Raw genomic sequence first — 20,124 nt, forward strand, 5'->3', positions numbered from 1 at the left:
GAGCCTTGTCGGATGCTGTGGACAGACAGACCGGTTAATCGTCGATATCCCGCTGTTTAAGCGGTGCCGATCTCTTCTCGATGAAATCGTTGAGCCTCTCGATCGTTTCGGGAGGACGCGTCATTGATGAGTTGAGGTATTCCATAAACAGGCCATCGTCATGGGAAAGGTCATTGATCCGAGGAAGAACGTTCGTGATCATCCAGTTTGTATTCGGCGTATTCTCAGCGATGCGGCGGGCGATCGCCTTCGCCTTTTCAAACGCCCCTCCCGCGGGAACGACATATTGCAGAAATCTTATGACGCGTCCTTCTTCCGCATCCAGCATTCTGCCAGTCAGCATCATATCTGTCATCGTCGCATTGCCGATGATGCGCTGAATACGGACACTCCCGCCGCCGCCAACAAAGATACCGCGCTGCCCTTCCGGAAGACCGAGCATAGCCGAGCTGTCTGCAACACGAATATGAGCGGCGGCGGCGAGTTCGAGCCCACCGCCGATCGTAGCGCCGTGCACCGCCGCCACGAAAGGGATCTTCCCGCGTGCGATCGCATCGAAGGAGCTATGCCAGATGTGCCGGGCCGGGCGTTTCTTGGGTGGCGCAGCTTGCCTCAACTTTCCCGCAAGTTCCGCAAGATCTAGGCCAGCCGAGAAGTTGGAGCCGTGACCGAACAGGACACCCGCATCAGCCTCATCGCCTGCGCGTTCCGCCAGGGCCCGCAACTGCGTCGCCAGTTCATCATTGATGGCGTTACGCTTCTCTGGACGATTGAGCCCGATCAGGGCAATCCGCCCATCGAGCTGATAGGTGACTAGCTCTGATGCCATCTACAAGTTCCTTGATACAATCATCGTCGCGCTAATCGAGAGAAATTCCCGAAAGCTGCACAATGGGTTTCCAATATGTGTCTTCCTGATTCCAGAAATCGCGGAATGCTTCCGCACCAAGCGCGCGCGGAATATTGCCGAGCTCGAGCAGTCTCTCTTGCGTCGCAGGATGTTGAATCGCAGCAAGCGTGACCTGCTCTAGTTTTTGCCTGATCGGCGCAGGCGTCGCTGCCTGCGTGCAGAGTCCGAACCAGCTCTTGTTCACGAAGCCTGGTAGACCTGCCTCGGCAAACGTCGGAACCTCCGGCAGCGCCGGGATCCTCTTTTCCGTGCTCACCGCAAGGGCTTTCAGCTTCTGACCTTTGAGAAGCGCGAGTGGTCCCGTGATATTGTCGATCATCATAAGGACGCGGCCGGCCATGATATCCTGAAGTGACGGGAGCGACCCACGGTAAGGTACATGTGTCATGCTCGCTCCGGTCAGCTTTTCGAACAGAACTGTCGACAGGTGCATGATCGTCCCGTTGCCAGCTGTTCCGTAGCTCTCCTTGCCGGGATTTTCCTTTGCCTTCTTGATGAGGTCGGCAAGCGATGCGATTTCACTCTCCTGGCTGACGACCAGAACATTCGGTACGTCGCAGATGAGCGTGAGTGGCTTCAGCTCTTTCAGAGGATCATAGGGCAGCTTCTTATAGAGATGCGCATTGAGCACCAGAGTGCTCACATTGCCGAAAAGGATGGTGTAGCCGTCCGGTTCGGCGCGCACGCCCTCGCGTGTTCCCAGAACGCCGCCCGCACCTGACTTGTTTTCGACAATCACTTGCTGGCCCAGGATGTCCGACATGCGCTGGGCGACGATACGCGCGATGGTGTCCGTCGCTCCGCCGGGAGCATATGGCAAGATCATCCGTAAAGGACGGTTCGGAAATCCTTCCTGCGCGCGAACATAACTCGGCGCGAGCAGGCCTCCCACAACGGCTCCAATCGAGAACTGACGTCGATTCAGGCGCGTATCCTTGCGCGACATTGCAATCTCCTTTTCAAGAACAATCGAGGACTAACGTTGAGGTGACATCAAACCTGTCGCAGCGAAACGCCGAGTGATGAGCGGCGCTGCAGCCAGGCGCTTGGGCGGTAGCAGGGATCCATGTAGAAGGTGTGCAACTCACGCAGGATCGTCATGATCCTCCGAGATCCGATGAGATCGCCGAGCTCGAGTGGACCGTGCGGATAACCGAGGCCCAATCGAACGGCGAGATCGATGTCGGCTGGTGACGCGATCCGTTGCTGCGCGATGTCCGATCCGATCGACACGATCTGCGAAACGATTCGTTGTGCGACGAAGCCTGGACTGTCCTCGATCATGGACACCGAACGACCGCCGGCTTCGAGCGCCGCCTCGGCATAGGACAAGTAATCCTTGCCTACGACCGGACTTCCCATGATCGTCAGCCGTGGCGCCGCCGGAAAAAGCATGTCAACGGCCACCGTGCGGCGCGGATCCAGATTCTGCGCGATCGCAGTCGTGGTTGCATCCGCCCCCAGCGGCGTGACGAGAATCAGCGCCTCGGCCCCTGGCACGTCGCCCTCGTCGATTTGCGCAGGCCCGGCCGCGAGTACCTGCCGCAATGCGCTGGCCATGTCCGGATCGTCCTGGCTAATCCAGATCTTGACAGGGCAAGTGTCTTTCTTGCGAGGAGCTGGCGGCTCGGGCGACTTCGAATAGTCATAGAAGCCGCGTCCGCTCTTGCGTCCCAGCAGGCCAGCTGCGACCCGCTGGGCGACCAGCGCGACGGGCCGGAAACGTGGCTCTTGCAGGAACTGATTGTAGATCGAATTCATGACGCGCTGGGAGACATCCAGACCGATTAGGTCGAACAGCTGAAACGGCCCCATCCGAAAGCCCGCGCTCTCGCGCATGATGAGGTCGACAACCTCCGGAGACGTGGTTCCCTCGGCCATGATGCGCAGAGCTTCGGGACCGAAAGCCCGACCGGCATGATTTATGATGAAGCCCGGCATGTCCCGCGCGACAACCGGCGTATGGCCGCTTCGACGGCACAGCGTCGTCAGGTGCTCGACGACGCTGTCGTCGGTCGCTGGAGCGCCGATGACCTCGACGATTTTCATCACCGGAACCGGATTGAAGAAATGCAGTCCTGCAAACCGCTCTGGGTGTCGTCCAGCGCTGGCGATAGCAGCTACTGACAACGACGACGTATTGGTGGCGAGCACGCACGTCCCCGAGACGACGGCTTCCAGCCGCCGAAACAGATCGATCTTTGCCTGAAGATCCTCGACGATGGCCTCGACGGCCAGATGGCATGGCGCGAAGTCTTCCAGCTGCGCTGCCGGCTCGATCCGACCGCAGATATCGTTGATCGCCGCCGGCTCGATTTTGCCTCTCCCGGCGAGCTTCTCGAGGTCGCCGCGTATCGACCGGATCGCGGCAGCCGTCGCATCCGACGACATGTCGAACAGCTTGACCGTGTGCCCCGCTTGCGCGGCCCATTGAGCAATACCGCGCCCCATCGTACCCGCACCAACGACGCCGATCGTCAGTGCATCGCCATTCGAGATCCCCACGATTGTCATGACAGAGTTTCCTCGACGCCAAGGATTGCGGTCGATTGGCTCGCAGCTGCGTTTCCACCATTGCCGTTGACGAGCGCCGTTCGGGCGCCCTTGACTTGCCGCGGACCGCATGCGCCGCGAAGCTGGCGAACGGCCTCGATGGTCGCGAACGCGCCGTACATGTTCGGCTGGACGCAGGATAGCCCGCCGCCGTTGGTATTCACCGGCAGCGATCCGCTGGGTCCGATGCGCCCGCCTTCCACGAAGCTCCCGCCTTCGCCCTTGCCGCAGAACCCGAGATCTTCCAAAGCGAGGATCGTATTGATGGTGAAAGCATCGTAGATTTGGAGGACATCGATATCCTTCGGAGCTAACCCCGCCATCGCAAACGCCCGGCGCCCGCTTTCAACGGATGGCGTGACCGTGAGGTCCGGCATGCACGACACCGTCCTGTGCGATGCGGCCACACCATGTCCCAGAAGATAGACAGGCTTGTGTGGGGCATCCTTCGATCGATCCGCGCGGCTCACAACGAATGCGCCGCCGCCATCCGTGACCAGGCAGCAGTCGAAGACCGTAAACGGATCAGATATCATGCGGGCCGAAAGAACCTGATCGATCGAAAGCGCATCGCGCGAGAAGGCTTCGGGATTGAGTTGAGCCCAGCCTCGGGCTGCGACCGCGACTTCGGCCAGATGCCGCCGTGTCGTGCCGTATTGATGCATGTGGCGCGCAGCAATCAGGGCATAGGACGACGGCGGATTGAAAGGCTTGTAGGGCAGTTCATAAGGCGCCGGATCTAGCGTATTGCGGGCGATGCCACGCTCGCGCCGACCGAACTTACCCGTTCGCTGGTTGCTGCCGTAACAGACGAGAACATGGCGACAGAGCCCGGCTTCAACGGCCAGCGCCGCATGGACCAGATGCGCGACAAATGCAGAGCCGCCGATATTCGTGCCCTCGATGAAGCTGGGACGAATTCCCAGATACTCGATCACGTTCAGCGGCCACATGGCGACATTCAGGTTCGCGGTGCAGAGTCCGTCGATATCAGCCATTTTCAACCCGGCATCGGCAACCGCAGCGCGCGCGGCAGCGCCGAGAATTTCGATCTCCGTCATTCCGGGAGCTTCGCCGCATCCGGCAGTTGCCACGCCGGTGATCGCGACCTTGCCTTTGAGATCGACCATCACGCTTCCTCCGTCTGGATCGGATCGAAAACGACCCGGCCGGCGCCGTCGGACGCCTCCACACGCGCCGTGACCCTCGCTCCAATGCGCACGTCGTCTGGAAGGATGCCGACGATCGTCGACATCATGCGAACGCCGACGTCGAGTTCGATTAGCGAAACGTTGTATGGCCGCTGCCCTTTTTCCGTCGCGCGAACGGTGGTGCAGGAATAAACGACGCCTTCGCCGGAGCATGGCGCCCACGAGAGGCGTTCGGACTCGCAAGCGGAACACCAGAGCTTCGGCGGAAAGACCGTGGCGCGGCAGTCTTCGCAGGTCTGGAGAGCGAACACGCCCTGAGCCAGATTGCGGGAATAGACGTCTTCCGGACCATGGGTCTCGATTTCATCGGCCATCGCGCGTCTCCCTGTTCATTTCCTTGTCCTGCAGCTCCTTCCACAGGATCTTGCCGGCTGGCGATTTCGGCAGCGCATCCACGAATTCGATCACGCGCGGATATTTGTAGGCAGCCATGCGCTCGCGACACCACGCGATCAATCCGGATTCCGTGAGCGCGGCTTCGCTATCCGCTCGACGCACGATCAGGCCCTTGACCGTCTCTCCCCTGTAGCTGTCGGGAGTTGCGACGACGCATGCTTCGAGCACGCCGGGGTGCGCATACAGGACGCTCTCGACCTCTGTCGGCCAGACCTTCAAGCCCGACGCATTGATCATGCGCTTGGCCCGATCGGTCATGTAGAAATAGCCATCGTTGTCGGTGTAGCCGATGTCGCCGGAACGCAGATATCGGCGTCCTCCGACCGTGATGAAGGCTTTCTCGGTATCTTCCGACCTATTCCAGTATCCCTGAAAAAGTTGCGGGCCACAGATCACGATCTCACCTGCCTCGCCTACCGGAACTTCCTCGAGCGTTTCCGGATCGACGATCAGCGAGCGCGTTCCGAAGAAGGGAATTCCGAGACAACGTGCCCGCGGTGCCTCCGGCGGATTCAGATGCGTTGTGGCGGCAGTTTCGGTCATGCCGTAGGCTTCGAGGAATGTGACGCCGAGCAATTCCTTAAGCCGCGCCCAGACAGCCTCAGGCATAGCCGCGCCGCCCGAACTGACACGCCGGATCGTGGACAGTTTGCGCTCTGCGATGTCGGGCGCACTCAGCAGATCGATGATCGCTGTCGGCGGCAGCGAGGCATGCGTAACGCCATATTTCTCGATGGCCTCGATGACCATCGTGCGGTCCCATCGCGGAATAATCGCGATGGCCGCTCCGGCAAAGATCGGGCTGGTTACAGCGTGGCAAAGCCCGGAGACGTGATACATCGGAGCAGCGCCGAGCGCGACGTCACCAGGAAGCAGGCCATGCCAGTACGTCATGCCCGCCGCCGTGTGCATCAGGCTGCGATGCGTATGAATGCATGCTTTCGGACCACCGGTCGATCCAGACGTATAGGGTAGCGCGCAAATATCGTCGGGATCGATCCGAAGCGCATCGTGCGCCAGCTCCAGATCCAGCGCCTCGCGCCAAGTGACGCTACCGTTTACGGCTGCATGTGCCGTTGTCAGCCATGCGGGCAAGCCGCTCGCAGATTCAGTATCGAGGTAGTCCGCATAGCTCACAACGAGTACATGCGCGACACCGGCGGCATCGGCGACCTCCTTTGCGGTAGCCAGCAGATCGCCTGCCACGATGAGCACGGAAGCGCCACTGTCGCGTAAATAGTGCGTCAACTCGCTGGCGCGGTTCATCGGGCTGACAGGAACGACGACCCCACCGGCCCGGAGTGTCGCATAGAATGAAATAAGCCATTGCGGGCTGTTCTGCATGAACAGCGCCACGCGATCACCCTGACGCAGGCCCGCCTTCTTCTGCAGCCAGCCGCACAGCTTGTTCACCTCATCATCGACCTCGCGAAACGACAGCGTACGGCCACCGAAGTGAACCGCTGGCTGCTCTGCATATCGCTCCGCCGCGAATGTCAAATTCCGATCAAGTGGGACGTTCGGCGCAACGAATGAAAAAGGACGCGATTTGATCATGCAGCCAATCCAGTTTGCCGACCTTTGCGGCTTCACGTGACTGTCACGATAGTGCAGATTGATCGATATCAACGATGACAAGATCTGCAAACATTGTTTTCATATCTTTTCATCTGCGCTCCACGATGCACGGAACTATTGCAATGAGTGCCCTCGATCTGAACGCCTTGATGCTTTTTCAGGCCATCGCCAAGGCAGGAAGCCTCACACGAGCTGCCGCGGAAACTCACCTTTCCATCCCGACGATCAGCCGCCGCCTCGCGGCATTCGAGCAGGAAATCGGCGGCCCGTTGCTGGAGCGAACCTCGCGGCGACTTTCGCCGACGCCGCTGGGCCACGGCATGCTAGAGCATGCTCAGCGCATATCTGCGGAAGCGAAAGCGGCCCAGGAGTTTGCCGTCGAAATACGAACGGGGCTGCGTGGTTCACTGCGCCTTAGCGTCCCCTCCGAATTCGGCCAGGCATGGCTTGGCCGTGCCGCAGCAGCCTTCATGGTCGCTCATCCAGATGTCGTTCTGGAGATTCAGACGAATGACGGGTCGGTCGATTTTGCGCGCGATGGCTGCGAGATTGCAATTGTCCTGCGCGAGCTTCCCAGCACACGCATGGTAAGGAAGAGACTGACCTCGCTCGGTCGGGGCCTGTTCGCATCGCCGGCCTATCTGCGCCAGCATGGCACGCCGCAGTCTCTGGAGGATTTACTGAACCACCGCTGCCTTGTGACGGATCTGCAGCGCGACAACCGGGTCTGGTCGCTGTCGCAACGACGCCGACAACGCGATGTCGAACCGAAATGGCACGCGATCGTCGCCAATATCGGCCTGCTCCGCGAGCTCGTGGTGGGTGGCGCGGGAATTGGGATGCTGAACGATGCGCTCTGCCAAAGCGACCTGCGCAGTGGTCGCGTCGTCCGCCTGTTTCCCGAATGGCACGGCCCGCCGCTGACCGCAACTGCAGTCATTCCCGGTCATCGCTCCATCAGTCGCCGGAGCCGGATCTTTCTCGACTTCATTTATCGGTTCGTTGCCCGGTCCAGCGACTTCACATCGGGGCGCCCCGAAAGCTGAACGATCGGATTGGAATAGTCGCAGATCGAAGCCATGTGCTCAACGATCGTTCTTTCTAGTATCTTCGGGGGAGACGTCGATCCCGACACCAACATCTCGTGTCGGTACGATGCAGGAATTCTCTAAGTAAAATTTCTTCTTTGCGTCGATTGTGTTGAAAAGTCCCCAATGAAGCGGAGCGGCATTGCTGATTCACTCGCGATATCAGCGGCGACTTAATTGATGATGGGTCCAAAACGGACTGATCAAGCGGCTCTGTTCTACGAGTTCTCGCTTGAGCGACGCGTACCAGTCGTTCACATGTTGCAGAAGATCGGCCGGGTCGTCGATCTGCGGGTCATTTGAAGCGTGGGCGCGATTCTACAATTCGACCGGACGACCTTCGATCAATCCTGAGCTGTTCGTCCGGACGCTGCTGGTCGGCTATTGCTATGGTATCGGTCGGAGCGTCGATTGTGCAACGAGGCCACCTGAACCTCGTTTATCGGCTACGTCTGAGAGGCCTTTGCGGTGCTCGCGACGAATTCCTTTTGCAGCCATCGCTCAGAACCTTCGAAAGCTGGCAAAACTGATCCCACCACCGGCTCTAATGCCATCTGAACTGGGGCAGACGCTCGCGTGCCGTTTCAGTATGCACGCGCCGATAGCCAACTTGCCGACTTCTTCAACACAATCCGCCATAAGCAGACAATGGCCTCGTCTTATTCGACATCTAATAGGTTTCCCCGACTTGAGTGGGTTCGCCCGGCGCGATCTTACGGATTGTGATCGCTTCACATGAAGACTTGGCCAGCAACGCCGCACAGCATGACCACTAACCATGGCGGTGTCTTCCAGCAGAAGAGAAGCAGGGATGCAGCAATCCTCAAGGCGAAGTCTGTTCGATTCGTTATGCCGGCGCTCCATACCGGATCGTAAAATGCCGCCAAGAGAAGCCCTACTACAGCGGCATTAGCCCCGTTCAACGCCGCTCGCGCCGAAGGATGATTGCGTAGGTCATTCCAAAACGGGAGCGCACTCAGCACGATCAGGAAAGACGACAGGAAGATCGCGACTGTGCAGACGACAGCTGCCTTCCAGCCTCCAACCGCAGAGCCGATGTAGGCAGCGAATGTGAACAGTGGTCCCGGCACGGCCTCAGCCGCTCCATAACCCGTCAGAAAATCGTTTTCACTGACGAAGTGCGGCACGACCTCTGCCTTCAGAAGGGGGAGCACGACGTGGCCACCGCCGAATACGAGCGCCCCTACTCGATAGAAGGTGTCGAACAGAGCCAAGTCCCGGCTCTTAAGCATCGCCGCGATCAAGGGGAGGCCCAACAGGAGCGCGAAGAAGGTGAACAAGAGGACTGCGCCGACCCGCCTGCTGATCGCAAGCGGAAGAGCCGCAGCGGCTGATGGCATGTCGCCCTTCAGAAACGTCATCCCGAAGAGCGCCCCCAGGACGATGCCACCGATCTGCCCCCATGCGGACGGCAGCACGAAAGCCGCGACCATTGCCATAGCGGCGACCGATGCCCGTATCCGGTCTGGCGTCAGAGTCCGGGCCATCCCCAATATGGCAAGCGCCACCACGGCGACTGCGGCGACCTTCAGGCCATGAAGCCATCCGCCGCTTGAGCCTCCGCTGGCCGCAGCCATTGCTTGCGCAAAGAGGTAGAGAGCCCGCGCCGATGGCAGCGTGAATGCAGTCCAAGCCGCGAGAGCGCCCCGCCATTCGCCGCGCGACATCCCGATCGCTATACCGACTTGGCTGGATGCAGGACCCGGCAAGAACTGGCAGAGAGCGACAATGTCCGCGTAATTGCTCTCGCTGAGCCACTTCCGCTTCTCGACGATTTCAGACCGGAAGTAGCCTAAGTGTGCCACCGGTCCGCCGAAGGAAGTCAGGCCCAATTTCAAGAAGACGAGAAAGACCTCAAAAAAAATTCCCTTTCTTGCGTTAATCTCTACGGCCGTTCCATTCCCGATCATCCGACAAGCGGAATCTCCAATACCGAGATTATGTTGCATCCTTTACGCTCAAGCGATTTTCGACGGCTGCGACAGCCTCTCTGCGCTCGCTGTATCTGTCGGTCAGGTAACCACCCTGCCGTTGACGCGGTGGCAGCAACCTTCGTATAAATCTGCTTCCGGATGCCTGTTTCAGAGCTTTTCCAAGCTGATCGACTGCATCGCTCCATTCGAAATTGGAGGCACTAACTTATTGATTTTGCTGTCGGGCAATTGGGATATGAACTACAACGGCCACCCATTACCTAGTTATTGCTGCCCCAACGGCGATCTCGGTCAGCCGCATCAAATGACGGTCAAACGTCCGGCTTCGAGTTTTGCGTGCAAGATCACTTCCGCTTCTTGGCACGGTCACTGGACATCCGCTTGACCACACCACTTGCTCGGATGCCCGGCGATGCCACCAGATAGTGGTTGTCGGCCACGCGCTCGCTGATGGCCAGCAGCCTGCACTTCTCCAGAAACTCCTGTTCGAAGCTTTTCGGGTCCAGCCCGGCCAATCCCTTATTGAAGACGAACTGGCGTTCCCGGTGGACGCCGAAGTCGCGCGCCTCGGCCCAACGGGCATCGACGATCTGGTACAGAACGAAGAGGCTGGAAGCTTGGACCTTGCTGTAGAGCTTCTGAGCGTTCAGCTCAGGGGCCTTGCTTCGTGTCAGGAACAGGCTGTCGGACGACTTCCCGTTGAGAAGCCAATCTCGTGCGCCGCCCGTCCGCGTATATTCCCGAAGCGCGTCGTAGAGCCCGTTCGTATCATCGAGTTTGCCTTCAAACCACTCATGGTCCTTGAAATTGCCGCTCTTCCGGCCGTTCTTCATCGACGAACAATGCACGAACCACCACCATGCGCCGTCGACGTATCTCAACCCGCCAGAATTGTTCGACAGATAGGTCGTCTCGACGATGGCGCGTGACCGGTGAGGAAACTGCGCCACCATTTCATGGTAGACGAGGTTCTGGACAGCGTATGCCCAGGCGCGATAGCCCGGCTCGCATTTCGCAAGCTTCGCCGAGAGGATATCTCCGAAAGCATTTCGGAAATCGTCCAGATCGCTTTTGAGAATTGACGAAACACGCATCTTCTGGGCGCCCCGAAGGGGGGCCTCGTCGACGATCCAGTTGTCAAGGCTTGCGATACGCTCGGCATATCTGATCTTCACGGCTTCGCAGATGGCGTCCCAGTCGCCGGCGCACTGCGGAAAATCAGCATCCAAAGCTTCTCGCGCTTCCGGGTTCAGGCGGTCGTAGAAGTCCGGTCGCTGGCGAAGAAAGCCGCCTTTTGCCACCATCGTCTTTGCAAAGACGTAGATCAGTATGTCTTCGGCTCCGTACGGCTCGATCCCGTCGGGAAATGTCGGAGTTGCCACGCGCGACCGCCGCATTCGTGCGAATTCGACGGTGTCGGCCAGGAATTTCGGTATCGCGAAGAACGCGAGCGTGAAATCCGCTTCGGCAAAGCTCGGCCGACTTCGTCGGATGACCCCCATCAGCTTCTCCACGAATGTCATATTGCGTTCGCGGGTTCCCTGCGCCCAACGCCGATCTTTGTCACCACTGTCATCGATCTGACGCTTGCTCGTATGAAACTGCAGCAGTCGCTCCCAGTCTCCGATAAGCGCGTCATCCCACTGAGACGACCTATAGCGGTACGGGTCCGCGCAGTTAGTCGCGTGATTTTCGTCAACGGTGAGCGCGCGCTTGGTGAGGACAATGCCGTAAGCCCACAAAAAGATCATGCGGCGCTCGTCTTCCGGGAGAACCAGGATGTCATCCGCCAGGAGAAACCTGATCTCCTTCCTGATACCGACGTCCTGCTCGATTTCGGACGGCCAGTACTCGGGCGGAATCTTACCGGTTGCACTAGCGCGATATCGGACGCTTTTCCACAGAGTTCCCGGAGGGCACGGCGTTCGCTTGGCGATCGCCTCTTCCAAGGCTCGAACCGGTCCGTAGCCCATGAAGCGGTCAGGCACGGAGCGACCGCTCAACCACTCGTGGCCCGCCCATTCGATGCCCGTTTGCCAGAACAGCGTGTGCGGCTTGATGTTTGCGCGGCGGCACAGAAATGCCAAGCGATCTGCGAACAACGGCGGGAGCCCGCTCTCTTCGATCCGTCCAAGAGCGTTGATGCATGCAGCCAGACGGCTCTTGAGATCCGGCTTTTCCGCCCTCTCGCGTGCGTTTGCCAGCGCTTCGGCCGCAGGGGCCTCGGCACCGAGTTCCTCAACTGCGATGACCCCCCTTATCGCCGAGCGCATCTTAGGCAGGCTTTGTGAAAAGAGGGCGAGTTCAGGCCGAGGTTTGCGTCCTTCCAGCTCCGAGAGCAGTTCCCCCAGCACGAGCGCTCCCGCCCGCTTTCGATCTTCCGTACCTGCTCCGAGCTCTTCGAACTTCTCCAAGACCAGCTTGCGATCCGGATGCCCCTCTTTGGTCAAGGTGCAGGCGGAGTGCATGCCGGCGCGACGTGCGATCGCCGCCATGTTCGGCTTGCCGTTTTTCGACGGGACAAACTCCCCGCTCTCTTCGAGCACTCCGAAAAATGCGATGAGCTCGTTCGAGGCCGGCCTCCGGGCGAACGACTGCAAGCCATACGATTTCACGAAATCGTCCAGCACCTTGCGGAGCTTGCCCTCGCTCGAAGAAAGCTGGCACCGAGGAATTTTCAGATCGGCAGCGATCTTCGTCGTAGACGGCTTGTCGGGACGTGCTTCGGACGACGGAACGCCACCCAACAGCGCCACCTGCTCCCTAAGGTATTTTGCGAGTTTGCCACTCTCAGCTTCGATTTCTTCCGGGGTCCAGCGCTGGCCACTCGACCGGCGCTTGTTTGGACCGCGTGTGTGAGCCCCCGGGGCTTTGCCGGACACCTCTGACAAAACGGTACCGTCCGGCATGATTGATGGGCTCTCCACCAATTCGACGACGTCCGCGAGGATCAAGGCCATCGCGTCATCGAACCAGGACGCATCATCTGTCATCAGAAATCTCTTGTGTTTGGCATTCCATTTGGCAATTGTGATTATATCCTTCATTCCGCGGTTAGAAGCCTAATCAAACGCGATGGTTAACGCGGTGCTTGAGGGTAGTACCCGGTTGATGAAGTTTGGAGGCATGAGCATGGCACAGAAATGGATGGAGACGGAATTTGAACGCACGCGCCTGCCCAAGTCGGCGCTGGCTGGCTACCTTGGCGTCGATAACGGCGCGATCACGAGGGTGATTAAGGGTGAAAGGGCGCTTTCAATCGCGGAGGAAGCTCTGACACGCGGCTTTTTCTCCGTGATCCCGCACGGAGCAGGCGAGCCCTACAAGGAAGCAGTACTCCGCCTGCGAACGACGAAGGTGAAAGACGCCGTCAGCTTGACACTCGCAAGCTGGATGCTGGCGACGACCGATTTTTCCGCGGATCTCGCCTGTGGCGATCCGGACGCGGAAGCCTTCTCAGCAATTGTCGTGAACGTGGCGGAGAAACGCTACAGTTTCAGAGCGGATCAGATTGTCGCGCTTTCTCGCGTGCTTGAAATCGATCTTCCAGATCTTGTGGCTGGCAACGGCGTGCATAGTCGCAACTTGGGAACTGGTATTGAAAGTTCAATCGCACGGCTCGCTAAATTCGAGGCGACGACCATTCATTGGGCCCCTCCCGGCGCCGCTCCCTATAAACTCGATAGAGCATTCGAAGTTTCGTCGCCTCGAACTTCAGACACGCGCTTGAATTGGATCGTCCTTCCACCCGCGACGCCCGATCCCGATGGACTCACTCAATGCACACCGTATCTGATCCTCGACAATTCGAATGCTCCCCGCTTCGAGAAGGGGCAGACGATCTACATCGACGAATTTTCGGAGCCGCGCAGAGGCGATTACGTCGCGATATTCCAAGTGTCGCCTCGGACAGACGCGAAAAAAGCGTTACTCGGCAAGCTTCTCTATGAAGGACGCGACACTGTCGCCGTAAACTCGGGCAGACGCGGCAAGAACGAGATCGAGCGCGGGCAAATTTCGTCCATGCGGCGCGTCGTATATTGCAAATTTTAATCAATTTTCACGGACTCGCCCCGTCTTCCCCTCCGCGAGCAATCGGTCACGCAATCCTTCGTAATCGTCGGGTTGAACTAGGTCCATTGTGGGTTTTCTGATCAGTTGAAGTGTCGCCTTTTGTTGGAGGGCGACGCCGACGTTTGCAGATCCAAATGCTTTCAATGCGCTCGTGGCGCGATCGACTACGTTCTTGTCTGTTCCCTGAGAAAAGATCAGATAGAAGCGGGGGTGAAAACGTGCGAGAAGCATCGCCGCAGGCAGATCGCTATCGAATCGGTCTGATCGCAAAGCTGCATCCTGCGCGTAGATGTTGGCGCCACCGACGAGCCGTCCTTCGACGCGCGCCTCGATCCCAAGCTGCTTGAAAAACGACAGGCGCGGTCGCCGCGTGATTTCGCACTCGACCGAGAACAGCTTTGCGTTATCCTGGTGCACAGCCGTCTCGGCTCCCTTGAGTTCAAGAGCTCGCTTCCTGAGCAAACGCGATTTGCTCACTTCCGACTCGTCTGCGTTGCCGGCTCGAGCAAGCTCCAGGGAGCGCCTCACTCCTGCGAGCGTTTGACGGCCGAGGCGTAAGTCGCGCAGAGCGGTCAAACCAGACTGGCGGTCCCGATCGTACAGTCGCACAGCAGCTTCGACAGCATTGAAGCCGAACGAAAGGACGTCGTCCAATGCAACACCTTCGAAAACGGTGATGGCGCGGATGCGTCGCGTCGCGGACAGGTAACGGCTGAGGATCGCCCAAGATAGTTTCGACGCGTCCTCGGCCAAGACACGTACCCGCGCATCGGCGTGCAGGCCATTCGCTCGGGCGATCTCGAACAACTCCTCCAATGCACGCGCGAGGTCATACCATGTCCGATCAGGATGACCTTCACGCTGCAGCTGCGCTCGAATCCGGTCAAATTCTACCAAATTCGGGAGCGGATCATTACCCATATACTTATCTCGACATTGAACAGACGTCATCGACCTGCAATGTAGTGGACACCACGACGGTTGGACACCACAATTACATTGGACGCGGTAACGTCATGACCACCTCTTCACAATCGATTCGCAACCGGGAATTTGCGAGGGCGCCTGGTTTCGAAACGACTCCGGCGGTCTTGACCGCGGAGATCGCCGAATTCACGTCGCCTCACGGCGACTCTGAGCTCGAGTTGGTCCCGGTACGCCCACGCGCGGGAGCTAAGGAAGGGCGAAATGCGGAGAACGTTCTGCGAGCCGTGCGGGATGTCGGGGGCTCCCCGGTCGTTGGCCGCGTGGCTTGGGCTTCCGCGTACGTGTTGACGGCGGCGCATCACGTGGTGTGGTCAACACCTGACGGTCAACTGATCGACCCGACGCCGACGGCTGGCGGGGAAAGGGTGATCGCTTTCGCTCGCGATACGCATACCGAACCTGACTTCGATCTCGCGCAAGCGCCACCGGTTCGTCGTATGTCCATCTACAAGAAACGAACGAAGCTCGAACGTGTGGGAGACATCATCTCTCACATGCCGGCCTGCCAAACGAAAGCTCTGAACGCGTTGGCCGAGCAGATGGGATTGTCGTTGCAGCAGCTGGTCATGGCTCGCACGCCGGACCGCGATCCTCTCGAAACGGCAGTGAACGGGCTTCTTTCGCTCTGCGCTCGCATGGACACGTTGATCACCCCGACCTCGGAAGGGCCTCACTGCGAGAACGTCGACATCCTCGAGCGCCTGCTGAAGCAGAAAGTTCGCATGCTTAAGCGTCTCGATGCTCTGGCAATGAGCTGCGGATTTCATCACGTATCTCACGATGCCGAGGAAGCAGCCTGATGGTACTTCGCATGTTCAGTCGCTCTGATCGTCGCCTGCCCAAAGGTCCTCACACCATACGGCCGCCCCCCCCCCCCGAAAGGAGAAACGGCCTCGTGATGAAGCGGACCCGACGAATATCCGACCAAGCCAAAGTTCCGACGGACGCAATCCCGGATCGATGCAATCATCAGCATCGTGCGCAACCACACGGACCAGATCTAGCACTCCACGTCCACAGGAGCAGACTCATGAATGTGCGAGCCGTCCGTGTCACCTATCCCTATCGCTTGACGTGCGTTCCGAAAGGAAGCCGCAATGAGCGCACACTGCTAGTGAAAGGCGAAACGACCGCGGCAATCTCTGTAGTCGAAAAGGCCGACGTCATTCCGGCCTATCGTCTGCACTATCCAGCCGACGCGCCGGTCAGGTTCACTTGGCCGCGAGCAAAGATCGGAAAGGCTTGGTTCCAGGAACGCGCCGACATCGAACTCGTCCGCCACGCCGACAAGCTCTGGTGGCCGTGGCGCGACATCCACAGCGCTTCCCGATATGCGGTGAGCACCATCGATCGGCTCGTCGAGACGCTCGCCGAGGGAGGAGAGGACATCCTCGCCTTGCTGCCTGCCGGAATGAACGCGGAAATCGTGCAGCGCCCCGCCGTCCGAAGCGTGTCGTTCGATGAAATCGACATCGCAGCTGCACGCGTGCAACGAAAGATCTTCGAGAATTTCCTCATCGTGGAAGAACGCCTCTACGTTCGCGGCGGCGAGCCCGTCTATCTGAAAAACCACCGTGGCCGCGCGAGAACGTGGGAGATTCAGATAGCGAGTGTAGGCGCAGACCGTGCCATCGACCCACGGCAGTTGGGTATCGACCCACCCGGCGATCAGGACGAGTTCCGCGTCCAGGAATCCTTTGCTGATGGATCTTTCTGGATGCCCCACATGCACGATGCTGCGAAAGCCGCGGCGCATCGGATGCAGGCCGACGTTCCGACAATCGAAATTATTGGAGAATCCGTCCAACTCGATCGTGCAGCCATCACTATTGACGCGATCTTCCGTCGGACACAAGAGATGGTGAAGTTGGACCGGTGGCTGCAGCACCTGGCAACCAGCATGCTTGGCTGCGGAGAGGGAAGCGAGTCCAACGCCGCACTGACCTTCGCCCGCGCGTCAGTTGTGCGCGACATTCTCGCGAAAAACATTCATTGGCATTTTCGGTACCGCAACCTTGCTCGTCAATTCGCGCACTTCGAACACAGTCACCCAGAGGTAATCGCACTTTCGACAGAAGACGACGACGCTCTCACGAGCTTAGTGGATGACAGCCGAAATTGACGACAGTTCCTGCCACTGACAACTTTCATGGATGCAGCTGCAGCGGCCCAACTCTTTGCGCGCGGGAAGACTAGTTTAGAACGCTGCGATTTCTTGATGCGGTATGGGCTCTGCGCCGGGTCACTGTGGCCCACTCGCGCGTCTCGCCATCCCCTTCCATAGCCACTACAGGCTTCCGACCGTAGTAAGGCGTGCAATCTTAGTCCTGGTTAGCGCGATCCACTCGTCTCAGCAAGCTTGTCTCGATCGGTGGATCCCGGATGTTTCTCGGGCAGCGATACACTGTCAGTTCGACCGGACCCAATCGCTCGACAGCGAGGCTGATTGCTCGTTTCATCTGCAGTGCGCAAGCAAGGCGGCACGCTTTGCAAACGACTGGCGTTGTCTAAGCGTGCGGCGGGCGCGCGAACACTCGTTCAGCGTGAGCGATTGGCATTGCCTATCGACGACTTTGCATCCGTTGCGAGCTTCCGTATCATAGCCAGAAGACGTTCGTCGATCGCGGCGAGCTGTGTCTGCAAAGCGTTTAGGACCGTCCCGTCAGCGTTGCCGAACATCTCTTCACGAGAGGCCTCAAGTGCTTGTTCATAAGGCGAGACTTGGGCTTTTGCCGTAGCAGAGAGCGCTAGAAGCGTGTCGCCAGCTCGCGAAAGCGACGTTTTGCAGATCACGTGACCTCCCGACTCCAACGCCTTCGCGTCGCGGACGAGACGAGCTGTGTCAGCATGGGGGTAGGCGGCAATGTCTCGGAGGAGCGCTCCCTTCCCTGCGTCAAGATCGATGACCGCTGCAGTAATCAACCATCGCGAGGTGTTGACGCCAATCCGATCCGCCAGATTTCGGCCGCCTGGCGGAAGCGGGTATCGACACGCGAAATCGACCAAATGACCCGATGGACCGATGATGCAGTCATCACACAAGCTGCTCCGCGTGCCATTTGAGATGCTCGGACATAAATGAAGAGATGAAATAATAACTGTGGTCGTAACCTTCCCGCCGACGCAGGTTCAGTTCGATTCCCGCTGTCTGGCAGGCTGCTTCCAAGAGCTGAGGCCGCAGCTGCGTGTCCAGGAATGTATCAGCCGCACCCTGGTCGACCAGAATTTTGGGCACGCGTGCGCCGCTTGCAATCAGCTGCACTGCATCGTACTGCTGCCACGCCGCGCGATCGTTGCCCAGATAGCCTCCAAACGCTTTGTGGCCCCATGGCACAGACGAAGGAGAAACAATCGGCGCAAATGCGCTTACCGAGCGGTAGCGGTCCGGACACCGCAAAGCGGCAATAAGTGCGCCGTGCCCGCCCATTGAGTGTCCCATCACCCCGCAGCGGGCATTGTCGACCGGAAAGCTGGCTGCAATCAGCTCTGGCAGTTCCTCCGTCACGTACGACCACATTCTATAGTTGGACGAATACGGGGCTTGCGTGGCATCGACGTAGAAGCCCGCGCCGAGACCGAAATCATAGGCATTGTCCGGGTCGCCGGGAACGCCGGCGCCTCGCGGGCTTGTGTCAGGTGCCACAAACACAAGGCCAAGCTCGGCGCATGCACGCCGAAATTCTCCCTTCTCAGTCACGTTCGCAGACGTGCAGGTCAGGCCGGACAGATAATAAACAACCGGCATGGGTCGTTCTCTCCAAGACCCCGGCACGAATACGGAAAACTCCATGTCCGTGCCAGTCGATGTGCTGGGATGGCGGTAGAGCGCCTGTTCGCCACCATGGCTCCTGAACGTAAATATTTTTTTCATCATCGAGTTCTCCACGTGGCGCTCGGCCCTCCAATCAATATACGACGACGCTGCGGATCGACTTGCCTTCGTGCATCAGATCAAAGCCTCGGTTAATCTCGTCCAAAGACAGCGTGTGCGTGATCATGGGATCGATCTCAATCTTGCCCGCCATGTACCAGTCTACAATCTTCGGCACGTCCGTCCGCCCCCGTGCGCCCCCGAATGCTGAGCCTTTCCATACCCGCCCAGTGACGAGTTGGTACGGCCGTGTCGCGATTTCCTGCCCGGCACCCGCGACACCGATCACGATCGACTGCCCCCAGCCGCGGTGCGCACATTCAAGCGCCTGCCGCATGACAGTCACGTTGCCCGTGCAATCGAAGGTGTAATCCGCGCCTCCAATCTGATCGGCACCGCGCTTCGTCAGATTCACCAGATAAAGGACGATGTCCGAACCGATTTCGCGCGGATTGACGAAGTGGGTCATGCCGAAGCGTTCACCCCACTCACGCTTGTCGTTGTTCACATCTACCCCGATGATAATATCGGCGCCGACGAGTCGAAGGCCCTGAATAACGTTGAGGCCGATGCCTCCGAGTCCGAATACGACTGCGGTCGAGCCTGATTCCACCTTCGCAGTGTTGATGACTGCGCCGATCCCTGTGGTGACCCCGCATCCGATGTAACAGATCTTATCGAAGGGCGCGTTCGGGTCGACCTTGGCGAGGGCGATTTCGGGAAGGACCGTGAAATTGGAAAACGTTGAGCACCCCATATAGTGGTGAATCTTGTCCTTGCCGATCGAGAAGCGGCTCGTCCCGTCCGGCATCAATCCTTGCCCCTGGGTCGCACGGATCGAAGTACAGAGATTGGTCTTGCGTGAAAGACAGGAAGGGCACTGACGGCATTCCGGCGTATAGAGCGGAATGACATGATCGCCCTTTTTCAGCTCCGACACTCCTTTGCCGACATCGACAACCACGCCGGCGCCCTCATGTCCGAGGATCGCTGGAAACAATCCCTCGGGATCTGCGCCGGAGAGCGTGAATTCGTCCGTATGGCATATCCCCGTGGCCTTCATCTCCACAAGAACCTCGCCCTCCCGCGGTCCTTCGAGGTCCACGGTCATGATCTCAAGAGGTTTGCCTGGCGCAACGGCCACGGCTGCACGCGTCTTCATAGTTCAGTCTCCTTACTGCATTCTTAGGCGAGCGAGCGCTGCTAGGGCGCAGCGGAATAGAGCGATTCGCTGTGCGCTTGATGAAGTCTTACGATCGCTTGGTCCTTCCATTCACCGAACCAATGGTTAAGGTGTGGCTCCAGCCCTGAAGCTAAAAAAGCAAGCAATGGCCAAGATCCGATTAAATCTCGACCGCTACGTTCCGGCGTTGATGACGTTCGTTACCAACAAGCTCTCGCACGGCGCGTCCCAAACCTATCGGCATCACTTCGGGGTCGGCGTGACGGAATGGCGGATTCTTTCTCTGCTCGCCATCGAAAAGGACATTCCCGCGCAGCG

At 58.9% G+C, this 20,124-nt stretch carries 15 protein-coding genes and 2 pseudogenes; 6 read left to right on the forward strand and 11 right to left on the reverse strand.

The window, feature by feature from the left end; genetic code table 11:
• Window positions 1-34: 34 nt before the first annotated feature.
• The 6 genes from ACIQ17_RS08415 to ACIQ17_RS08440 are packed head-to-tail and all read right to left on the reverse strand — an operon-like array spanning window position 35 to window position 6,627.
• Window positions 35-829: a crotonase/enoyl-CoA hydratase family protein gene (locus tag ACIQ17_RS08415; RefSeq protein ID WP_398467362.1), complete on the reverse strand. Its 795-nt coding sequence runs from the start codon at window positions 827-829 to the stop codon at window positions 35-37.
• Between the two features lie 31 nt (window positions 830-860).
• Complete coding sequence (locus tag ACIQ17_RS08420) at window positions 861-1,856, reverse strand: Bug family tripartite tricarboxylate transporter substrate binding protein (RefSeq protein WP_398467364.1); 996 nt, start codon at window positions 1,854-1,856, stop codon at window positions 861-863.
• Between the two features lie 47 nt (window positions 1,857-1,903).
• The gene (locus tag ACIQ17_RS08425; RefSeq protein WP_398467366.1) at window positions 1,904-3,415 is read right to left on the reverse strand and encodes a 3-hydroxyacyl-CoA dehydrogenase; all 1,512 of its coding nucleotides are present in this window, start codon (window positions 3,413-3,415) and stop codon (window positions 1,904-1,906) included.
• 5 nt (window positions 3,416-3,420) lie between these two features.
• Complete coding sequence (locus ACIQ17_RS08430; protein WP_398467368.1) at window positions 3,421-4,593, reverse strand: acetyl-CoA acetyltransferase; 1,173 nt, start codon at window positions 4,591-4,593, stop codon at window positions 3,421-3,423.
• Complete coding sequence (locus ACIQ17_RS08435) at window positions 4,593-4,988, reverse strand: Zn-ribbon domain-containing OB-fold protein (RefSeq protein WP_398467370.1); 396 nt, start codon at window positions 4,986-4,988, stop codon at window positions 4,593-4,595. The genes ACIQ17_RS08430 and ACIQ17_RS08435 overlap by 1 nt, the downstream gene beginning before the upstream one ends.
• Window positions 4,978-6,627 (reverse strand): long-chain-fatty-acid--CoA ligase, encoded by a 1,650-nt coding sequence (locus ACIQ17_RS08440; protein WP_398467372.1) that lies wholly within the window; start codon window positions 6,625-6,627, stop codon window positions 4,978-4,980. Before ACIQ17_RS08440 ends, ACIQ17_RS08435 begins: the two co-directional genes overlap by 11 nt.
• A 143-nt stretch (window positions 6,628-6,770) precedes the next feature.
• On the opposite strand from ACIQ17_RS08440, the gene ACIQ17_RS08445 reads away from it, so the two are divergent.
• Window positions 6,771-7,694 carry a LysR family transcriptional regulator gene (locus tag ACIQ17_RS08445; RefSeq protein WP_398467374.1) on the forward strand — a complete coding sequence of 308 codons (924 nt, stop codon included), beginning with the start codon at window positions 6,771-6,773 and terminating at the stop codon, window positions 7,692-7,694.
• A 222-nt stretch (window positions 7,695-7,916) separates the two neighbouring features.
• Window positions 7,917-8,182, forward strand: a pseudogene (locus ACIQ17_RS08450) (transposase); the annotation flags it as partial.
• Between the two features lie 285 nt (window positions 8,183-8,467).
• Here ACIQ17_RS08450 and chrA read toward each other — a convergent pair.
• Both chrA and ACIQ17_RS08460 read right to left on the reverse strand, forming a co-directional pair.
• Entirely contained in the window at window positions 8,468-9,667 is a 1,200-nt protein-coding gene (chrA, locus tag ACIQ17_RS08455; RefSeq protein ID WP_398467390.1) for a chromate efflux transporter, read from the reverse strand.
• Between the two features lie 368 nt (window positions 9,668-10,035).
• Entirely contained in the window at window positions 10,036-12,684 is a 2,649-nt protein-coding gene (locus tag ACIQ17_RS08460; RefSeq protein ID WP_398467376.1) for a hypothetical protein, read from the reverse strand.
• Between the two features lie 139 nt (window positions 12,685-12,823).
• Here ACIQ17_RS08460 and ACIQ17_RS08465 point away from each other — a divergent pair, with 139 nt between their 5' ends.
• A complete protein-coding gene (locus ACIQ17_RS08465) occupies window positions 12,824-13,744 on the forward strand; it encodes a hypothetical protein (RefSeq protein WP_398467378.1) in 921 nt (306 codons plus the stop codon).
• On the opposite strand, the gene ACIQ17_RS08470 is transcribed toward ACIQ17_RS08465, so the two are convergent.
• The gene (locus ACIQ17_RS08470) at window positions 13,745-14,686 is read right to left on the reverse strand and encodes a hypothetical protein (RefSeq protein WP_398467380.1); all 942 of its coding nucleotides are present in this window, start codon (window positions 14,684-14,686) and stop codon (window positions 13,745-13,747) included.
• A gap of 95 nt (window positions 14,687-14,781) precedes the next feature.
• Here ACIQ17_RS08470 and ACIQ17_RS08475 point away from each other — a divergent pair, with 95 nt between their 5' ends.
• Together ACIQ17_RS08475 and ACIQ17_RS08480 are read left to right on the forward strand one after the other, a co-directional pair.
• Window positions 14,782-15,552, forward strand: a complete 771-nt coding sequence (locus tag ACIQ17_RS08475) for a hypothetical protein (RefSeq protein WP_398467382.1) — start codon at window positions 14,782-14,784, stop codon at window positions 15,550-15,552.
• A 230-nt stretch (window positions 15,553-15,782) separates the two neighbouring features.
• A complete protein-coding gene (locus ACIQ17_RS08480; RefSeq protein ID WP_398467384.1) occupies window positions 15,783-16,874 on the forward strand; it encodes a hypothetical protein in 1,092 nt (363 codons plus the stop codon).
• A gap of 912 nt (window positions 16,875-17,786) precedes the next feature.
• On the opposite strand, the gene fghA is transcribed toward ACIQ17_RS08480, so the two are convergent.
• The gene (gene fghA, locus ACIQ17_RS08485) at window positions 17,787-18,626 is read right to left on the reverse strand and encodes an S-formylglutathione hydrolase (protein WP_398467386.1); all 840 of its coding nucleotides are present in this window, start codon (window positions 18,624-18,626) and stop codon (window positions 17,787-17,789) included.
• A gap of 31 nt (window positions 18,627-18,657) precedes the next feature.
• A complete protein-coding gene (locus ACIQ17_RS08490; RefSeq protein ID WP_398467388.1) occupies window positions 18,658-19,785 on the reverse strand; it encodes an S-(hydroxymethyl)glutathione dehydrogenase/class III alcohol dehydrogenase in 1,128 nt (375 codons plus the stop codon).
• Window positions 19,786-19,951: 166 nt separating this feature from the next.
• Between ACIQ17_RS08490 and ACIQ17_RS08495 the strand changes: the two are divergent.
• A pseudogene (locus ACIQ17_RS08495) lies at window positions 19,952-20,124 on the forward strand (MarR family transcriptional regulator); the annotation flags it as partial.

Source organism: Tardiphaga sp. (assembly GCF_044340795.1).
GTDB lineage: Bacteria > Pseudomonadota > Alphaproteobacteria > Rhizobiales > Xanthobacteraceae > Tardiphaga.